Below are 8,147 nucleotides of genomic sequence, written 5' to 3' on the forward strand. Positions count from 1 at the left end.
GACATCTGCTTGTAACAATAGACGGAAAACGCCGGCCAAACGCCGGAGTTGTTTCGGATCTCCCTACTATTTTTTACGTACATCAGAGCGAAAAGGTTCAATTCTTTTAGGCTGTTTATGCCTCTGCTTGAGCACTTAAGAATGAAGAGGCGATGAATTTTTGATCGCTCATATCCCCTTGGGCGCGAAGAAGCGGGCCGCGCAGGCGAAAGAGCGGTTAACACATTGTATGCTCAAGCGCCTCGGCCACATGCGAAACGCCGATCACATGAACGCCTTTTGGCGGCTGCCAGCCCGTTAAATTGTTTTTTGGCACAATGACACGGGAAAAGCCTAGCTTCACCGCCTCTTGCACGCGCTGTTCGATGCGGGAGACGCGGCGCACTTCTCCAGTCAAGCCGACTTCACCGATAATGACGTCCGTTGGATTCGTCGGCCGGTCGCGAAAGCTCGAGGCGATGCTGACAGCGACCGCCAAGTCAATTGCCGGCTCGTCAAGCTTCACTCCGCCCGCCACTTTCAAGTAGGCGTCCTGGTTTTGCAACAGCAGCCCAACCCGCTTTTCGAGCACGGCCATCAAAAGCGACACACGGTTATGGTCAAGGCCGGTCGCCATCCGTCTCGGGTTGCCGAAGCTTGTCGGTGAAACAAGCGCCTGGATTTCGACGAGCACCGGCCGCGTCCCTTCCATCGCCGCCACGACCGTCGAGCCAGCCGCTCCGCGCGACCGCTCTTCCAAAAACACTTCCGATGGGTTTTCCACTTCCTTCAATCCGATGTCACGCATCTCAAAAATGCCGATTTCGTTCGTTGAGCCAAAACGGTTTTTCACCGCTCGCAAAATGCGATACGTATGATGCCGCTCCCCTTCAAAATAGAGAACGGTGTCCACCATATGTTCGAGCAGACGCGGCCCGGCGATCGCCCCTTCTTTCGTCACATGGCCGACGATAAAAATAGCAATGCCTTTTGTTTTCGCCAGCTTCATCAGCTCGGCCGTGCATTCGCGCACTTGGGCGACGCTGCCTGGCGCGGAGGAGATGTCCGTACGGTACATCGTCTGAATCGAATCGATGATCACACAAGCGGGCTGAATGGTTTCAACCGCTGTTACAATATATTCCAAATCCGCTTCCGCCAACACATACAGATGATCGCACTCCGCACGGAGACGCCCAGCTCGCAGCTTTACTTGTTTTACCGATTCCTCTCCAGAGACATACAGCACTTTATGCCCAGCAGCAGCGAGCTGCGCCGATGTTTGCAAAAGCAACGTTGATTTGCCAATACCAGGGTCGCCGCCGATCAAAACGAGCGAACCTTTGACGATTCCACCACCCAACACGCGATCGAGCTCCGCGCTGTTCGTTTTCATGCGCGGCTCTTGCACCGCCTCCACGGCTGTAATCGGGACCGGTTTGGCCGAACCCGCGCGCTCCGAATGAAGAAATGCGCCGCGCACAGTCGGTTTCTCCTGCTCAATTTCCTCAACAAACGAATTCCATGTTTGGCATCCCGGACAGCGTCCAAGCCATTTGGCCGACTCATATCCACACTGTTGGCAAACGAACTTCGTTTTCTTCTTCGCCATCGATCTTAACCCTTTCTGTAACGTTTTCCAACGAAAAAAAGGCATGGGCAGGAAGCTGCCGCATACCTTTTCTTCCCTCACACGACCGCCTGTTTCGACAATACGACAAACTCCCCGTCTTTGACATCCACGACGACTTTTTGCCCTTTGGCGATCGTGCCTTTTAACAATTCTTCGGACAAACGGTCTTCAACATGCTTTTGCAAGGCGCGGCGCAGCGGGCGGGCACCGTATTCTGGATCGAACCCTTCGGCGGCGATTTTCTCAATGGCGGCCTCCGTCAGCTCAAGATCGATGTCTTGCTCTTTCAGCCGCTTCACGAGCGTATCGGCCATCAATCGGACGATTTGTTTCAGATGGTCTTTTTCGAGCGAATGGAAGACGATGATTTCGTCGATCCGGTTTAAAAACTCTGGACGGAATGCTTTTTTCAGCTCATCCATCACTTTGCTTTTCATATCTTTGTATTGTTGGTTCCCGTCTTGAATGTTGAAGCCAACGTACTTATTCCGTTTCAGCGCATCGGCGCCGACGTTGGACGTCATGATGATGATCGTGTTGCGGAAGTCGACCGTCCGCCCTTTCGAGTCAGTCAGCCGCCCATCTTCCAACACTTGCAGCAAAATATTGAACACGTCCGGATGCGCTTTTTCCATCTCATCTAACAGGACAACCGAATACGGCTTGCGGCGCACTTTTTCCGTCAGCTGGCCGCCTTCTTCATAACCGACATACCCCGGCGGCGACCCGATGAGCCGCGATGTCGAGTGTTTTTCCATATACTCGGACATATCGATGCGAATGAGGGCGTCTTCATCGCCAAACATCGCTTCTGCCAAGGCTCGGGCCAACTCCGTTTTCCCAACGCCGGTCGGACCAAGGAAAATGAACGAACCGATCGGGCGTTTCGGGTCTTTCAGGCCAGCACGGGCGCGGCGCACCGCTTTGGCGACCGCTTTGACCGCCTCGTCTTGGCCGACGACACGCGAATGCAAAATTTCTTCCAGCTTGAGCAGCCGCTCCGTTTCCGTCTCAGCGAGCTTCGATACTGGAATGCCGGTCCAACTCGAGACGACCGCGGCGATGTCTTCGACCGTCACTTCCAAATTTTCTTGGCCTTGTTTTTCTTTCCACGCTCGTTTCGTTTCCTCCAGTTCTTCGCGCAGCCGCTGTTCCATATCGCGCAGCGACGCCGCTTTTTCAAATTCTTGGCTTTGCACGGCCGCGTCTTTTTCTTTCCGCACTTCCTCGAGCTTTTGTTCAAGTTCTTTCAATTTCGGCGGTGCGGTGAACGAACGAAGGCGCACTTTCGAGCAAGCCTCGTCGATCAAATCGATCGCCTTATCCGGCAAGAAACGGTCGGTAATGTAGCGGTCGGACAACTTGACGGCTTGCACGATCGCCTCGTCGGAAATCGAAACGCGGTGGTGCGCTTCATACCGATCGCGCAACCCTTTTAAAATTTGGATCGATTCTTCCACTGTCGGTTCATCAACGTAAATCGGCTGAAAGCGGCGTTCAAGCGCGGCGTCTTTTTCAATATATTTCCGGTATTCATCGAGCGTTGTCGCGCCGATGCATTGAAGCTCCCCGCGCGCCAACGCCGGTTTCAAAATGTTCGACGCGTCGATCGCTCCTTCCGCCCCACCGGCGCCAATTAATGTATGCAGCTCATCGATGAACAAGATGATGTTGCCCGCTTGACGAATTTCATCCATCACTTTTTTCAGTCTGTCTTCAAATTCCCCCCGGTATTTCGTTCCGGCGACGACCGTCCCCATATCGAGCGTCATGACCCGCTTGTCGCGCAGCGTTTCCGGCACTTCGTTATTGACGATTTGTTGGGCTAACCCTTCAGCAATGGCCGTTTTCCCAACGCCCGGCTCGCCGATCAACACCGGATTATTTTTCGTCCGCCGGCTTAATACTTCAATGACGCGCTGAATTTCTTTACTGCGGCCGATGACCGGGTCCAGCCGCCCTTCGCGGGCAATCGCTGTCAAATCGCGGGCGAGGCTGTCAAGCGTCGGAGTGCTCACATGCGACGCGCCGCCGCCATGGCCTGACATCGACTCATTGCTGCCAAGCAGCTGCAACACTTGTTGGCGCGCTTTGTTCAAGCTTACTCCCAAGTTGTTCAGCACGCGGGCGGCCACCCCTTCGCCTTCGCGGATCAACCCAAGCAAAATATGTTCTGTGCCGACGTATGAATGGCCGAGCTTCCGCGCTTCATCCATCGACAGCTCAATTACTTTTTTCGCCCGCGGTGTATAGTGGATCGTATGCGACACTTCACTGCCACGGCCGATGAGCGATTCGACTTCTTTTTGGATTTTATCTGGGCCGAGCCCAAGCGCCATGAGCGCCTTAGCCGCGATCCCCTCGCCCTCGCGGATGAGGCCGAGCAAAATATGTTCTGTGCCGATATTGTTATGGCCGAGGCGAATGGCTTCTTCCTGCGCCAGCGCCAGCACTTTTTGCGCCCGTTCCGTAAATCTGCCAAACATCATCGTTCATCACCCTCCATCTTTCTTCGTTCCTCCATCTTTAAACGCTCCCGGATCAGCGCCGCGCGGCGGACGTCCCGTTCTTCAGGGCGAAGCGCCCCGCCGGCATATTGCTGCAAAAATCCCGGCTGCGTCAAAATCATCAGCTCATTTAAAATGTTGCGCGAGATGTTCTTGATATATCCTAGATCAATCCCTAAGCGAACATCGGACAGACATTGCGCCGCTTCTTTCGATTCGATGACTCGACAGTTGGCCAGTATGCCGTATGAACGGAACACCTTGTCTTCTAATTGTATGCCCAAAGTTTTCACTAATGCCTGACGAGCCGCTCTTTCTTGGGCGATCAGCTGCTGAACGATCGTATGCAAATCAGCAACAATGTCTTCCTCCGATTTCCCAAGCGTGATCTGGTTGGAAATTTGGAATATATTTCCCAACGCTTCACTCCCTTCACCGTATGTTCCACGGACAACAAGCCCAAGCTGGTTGATGGCAGGAATAATACGGTTAATTTGCTGCGTCAGCACAAGCGCCGGAAGATGCATCATCACCGAAGCCCGCAATCCCGTCCCGACATTGGTCGGGCAGCTCGTTAAATAACCAAGCCGCTCGTCAAAGGCATAGTTGACATACCCTTCAATCCAATCGTCCAATTCGCTCGCCGCCTCGAGCGCCTCAGCAAGCTGCAACCCCGGGAATAGGCATTGGATGCGGATATGATCCTCCTCGTTGATCATGATGCTGATTTCTTCATTTTCCGAAAGCAGACAAGCGCCAAACGGCGAATCCTCAGCCAGATGCGGACTAATTAAGTGTTTTTCTACCAATACCCGTTTTTCAATCGGCTGAAGCTCCGACATTTTCAACAACTCGAAGCGGCCTGCCCCTCCGTAAGAACGATGGGCGAACGTCCGTTCAAACAACGCGACGATTTGCATCGCTTCTTCACTGCTAAACAGCGTTGGAAAACGAAAGTCAACGATGTTGCGCGCCAGTCGGATGCGACTGCTTAAGACGATGTCCGAATCCGGCCCCTCTTGGCTCATCCACGCGCTGACCGCCGTATTGAAAAACTTCTCGAACGACATACCGCTTACATATCCCCCTCTCCGCGTCGACGCAGTTCATCCTCCAACGAGCGGATTTGGTCGCGCACCTCGGCCGCCCGCTCGAATTCCTCACGAGCGACGAGCTCCTGAAGCTTTTGTTTCAACATAGCAAGTTGCTTGCGCAAATGGAGAACGCCGCCTTTTCGCTTCGGAATTTTTCCTGAATGAGCGGTATTGCCGCTATGGAGCCGTTTCAAAATCGGCGGCAAGTAGCGTGCAAACGTCCGGTAGCAGTTAGCGCAGCCGAACCGCCCGATTTGTGTGAATTGATGGTATGTCATTTGGCACGTCTCACATTGAAGTACATCCGGGTTCGGAAACGCGTTCGCCGTCATCTCTTTCATCGGCGCTTGAAAATTGAGAAGCCCCGCCAACAAGTTGTTGAGTGAAAAATCATCATTGCCGTAGAACGTAAACATATGGCCATGCTCTCTGGCGCATTGCTCGCAAAGATGGAACTCCGTTTTCTCTCCGTTTACAATTTTTGTAAAGCGCATCGTGGCCGGCCGCTGCTTGCATTCTTGGCAAATCAATGCCTCCCCCTCCCCCTATTTGTATTTCAGCGACGTCAGCATCGCTTTTAACATACGGGCCCGCAGTTCGTCCCGCTCGGGCAAATCGATATATAAAACAGAACGATCCATAGCGCTTAACATAATTTTCGCTTCCCGCTCCGAAATTACCTTTTCTTCAACGAGACGTTTTACCACATCTTCGGCATTCGATTGGCTGATGCGGTGGCCGACAAGCTCGAGCAGCTGGTCAATAAGCTGTGCTTCACTCTTTGTCTTCACTTTCATAATGCGGATATACCCACCGCCACCGCGCTTGCTTTCGACGATGTACCCTCTTTCAAGGGTAAACCTCGTATTGATGACATAGTTGATCTGCGACGGAACACATTGGAATTTATTAGCGATTTCGCTTCGTTTAATTTCAACGATATCTTGGTCGCTCATATTGAGCACTTGCTTTAAATATTGCTCAATGATGTCGGAAATGTTCGGCACTCTACCTACCACCTTCCTTACAACCAAGCTGCCTGGCGATGGGCCGTCCGCTGACAAGGACACCCCACTGCCTCTTTGTTGACTTTGACTATATTTGACCTTACTCTTACTATACAATGTATTACGGAAAATTTCAAGAGTGACCGAAGAAGGAAAACTAACTATAGAATATCCGTTTTTTTTGGACAATAAAACGTCAAGCAGCCGAATAAATGAAAAAGCACGCCTTTTCTCCCAAGGAAAGAAAAGACGTGCTTTCCATTTTGCCTAGCAGCGACCTACTCTTGCAGGGGCGCTGGCCCCAACTACCATCGGCGCTGGAGGGCTTAACTTCCGTGTTCGGGATGGGAACGGGTGTTTCCCCTCCGCCATAGCCACTAGGCAAGCGTTTGGATTTTGACATCATTTATTATACTTGAAAAATAAACAATGTCAAGAAGGAAATTCATTCCTTCAAAACTAGATAACCGTCGGAAGAAGCCGCTCATAGGTCAAGCCCTCGATCGATTAGTATCCGTCAGCTCCACGTGTCGCCACGCTTCCACCTCGGACCTATCGACCTCGTCATCTTCGAGGGATCTTACCCGCTTTGCGCGGTGGGAAATCTCATCTTGAGGGGGGCTTCACGCTTAGATGCTTTCAGCGCTTATCCCGTCCGCACATAGCTACCCAGCGGTGCCCCTGGCGGGACAACTGGTACACCAGCGGTGCGTCCATCCCGGTCCTCTCGTACTAAGGACAGCTCCTCTCAAATTTCCTSCGCCCGCGACGGATAGGGACCGAACTGTCTCACGACGTTCTGAACCCAGCTCGCGTACCGCTTTAATGGGCGAACAGCCCAACCCTTGGGACCGACTACAGCCCCAGGATGCGATGAGCCGACATCGAGGTGCCAAACCTCCCCGTCGATGTGGACTCTTGGGGGAGATCAGCCTGTTATCCCCGGGGTAGCTTTTATCCGTTGAGCGATGGCCCTTCCATGCGGAACCACCGGATCACTAAGCCCGACTTTCGTCCCTGCTCGACCTGTCCGTCTCGCAGTCAAGCTCCCTTGTGCCTTTGCACTCTCCGAATGATTTCCAACCATTCTGAGGGAACCTTTGGGCGCCTCCGTTACCTTTTGGGAGGCGACCGCCCCAGTCAAACTGCCCACCTGACACTGTCTCCCACCCCGATAAGGGGTGCGGGTTAGAATTTCAATACCGCCAGGGTGGTATCCCACCGWCGCCTCCACCGAAGCTGGCGCTCCGGCTTCCCAGGCTCCCACCTATCCTGTACAAGCGATACCAAAATTCCATATCAGGCTGCAGTAAAGCTCCACGGGGTCTTTCCGTCCTGTCGCGGGTAACCTGCATCTTCACAGGTAGTATAATTTCACCGGGTCTCTCGTTGAGACAGCGCCCAAGTCGTTACACCTTTCGTGCGGGTCGGAACTTACCCGACAAGGAATTTCGCTACCTTAGGACCGTTATAGTTACGGCCGCCGTTTACTGGGGCTTCGGTTCGCACCTTCGCTTCCGCTAAGCGCTCCCCTTAACCTTCCAGCACCGGGCAGGTGTCAGCCCCTATACGTCGCCTTTCGGCTTCGCAGAGACCTGTGTTTTTGATAAACAGTCGCTTGGGCCTTTTCACTGCGGCTCTTCAAGGCTCTTCACCCCAAAGAGCACCCCTTCTCCCGAAGTTACGGGGTCATTTTGCCGAGTTCCTTAACGAGAGTTCTCCCGCGCGCCTTAGGATTCTCTCCTCGCCTACCTGTGTCGGTTTGCGGTACGGGCACCTCTTCCCTCGCTAGAGGCTTTTCTTGGCAGTGTGAAATCGGGGACTTCCGGATTACTCCGTCGCCGTCACCGCTTGGCCTTTGCGATCCGCGGATTTGCCTGCGGATCAGCCTCACGGCTGGGACAGGCTCTGCCAGCWSACTGCTAGC

At 53.4% G+C, this 8,147-nt stretch carries 5 protein-coding genes and 2 rRNA genes; all 7 read right to left on the reverse strand.

Annotated features, from left to right (window positions below; all coding sequences use genetic code 11):
- Positions 1-217: 217 nt before the first annotated feature.
- Positions 218-1,591, reverse strand: a complete 1,374-nt coding sequence (gene radA, locus B1A75_RS08325; protein WP_074043611.1) for a DNA repair protein RadA — start codon at positions 1,589-1,591, stop codon at positions 218-220.
- 77 nt (positions 1,592-1,668) lie between these two features.
- On the reverse strand, positions 1,669-4,101 hold the full coding sequence (gene clpC / locus B1A75_RS08330) for an ATP-dependent protease ATP-binding subunit ClpC (protein ID WP_011229593.1): 2,433 nt from the start codon (positions 4,099-4,101) through the stop codon (positions 1,669-1,671).
- Positions 4,098-5,189: a protein-arginine kinase McsB gene (gene mcsB, locus B1A75_RS08335; protein WP_011229592.1), complete on the reverse strand. Its 1,092-nt coding sequence runs from the start codon at positions 5,187-5,189 to the stop codon at positions 4,098-4,100. The genes clpC and mcsB overlap by 4 nt, the downstream gene beginning before the upstream one ends.
- A 5-nt stretch (positions 5,190-5,194) precedes the next feature.
- Positions 5,195-5,743, reverse strand: coding sequence for a protein-arginine kinase activator protein McsA (gene mcsA, locus B1A75_RS08340; protein WP_079936045.1), 549 nt, complete (start codon positions 5,741-5,743; stop codon positions 5,195-5,197).
- Between the two features lie 15 nt (positions 5,744-5,758).
- A complete protein-coding gene (ctsR, locus tag B1A75_RS08345; RefSeq protein WP_011229590.1) occupies positions 5,759-6,220 on the reverse strand; it encodes a transcriptional regulator CtsR in 462 nt (153 codons plus the stop codon).
- Between the two features lie 265 nt (positions 6,221-6,485).
- Positions 6,486-6,602 (reverse strand): 5S ribosomal RNA (rrf, locus tag B1A75_RS08350).
- 105 nt (positions 6,603-6,707) lie between these two features.
- Positions 6,708-8,147, reverse strand: a 23S ribosomal RNA gene (locus B1A75_RS08355); the annotation flags it as partial.

The sequence above is a fragment of the Geobacillus sp. LEMMY01 genome (assembly GCF_002042905.1).
GTDB classification, from domain to species: Bacteria; Bacillota; Bacilli; order Bacillales; family Anoxybacillaceae; genus Geobacillus; species Geobacillus proteiniphilus.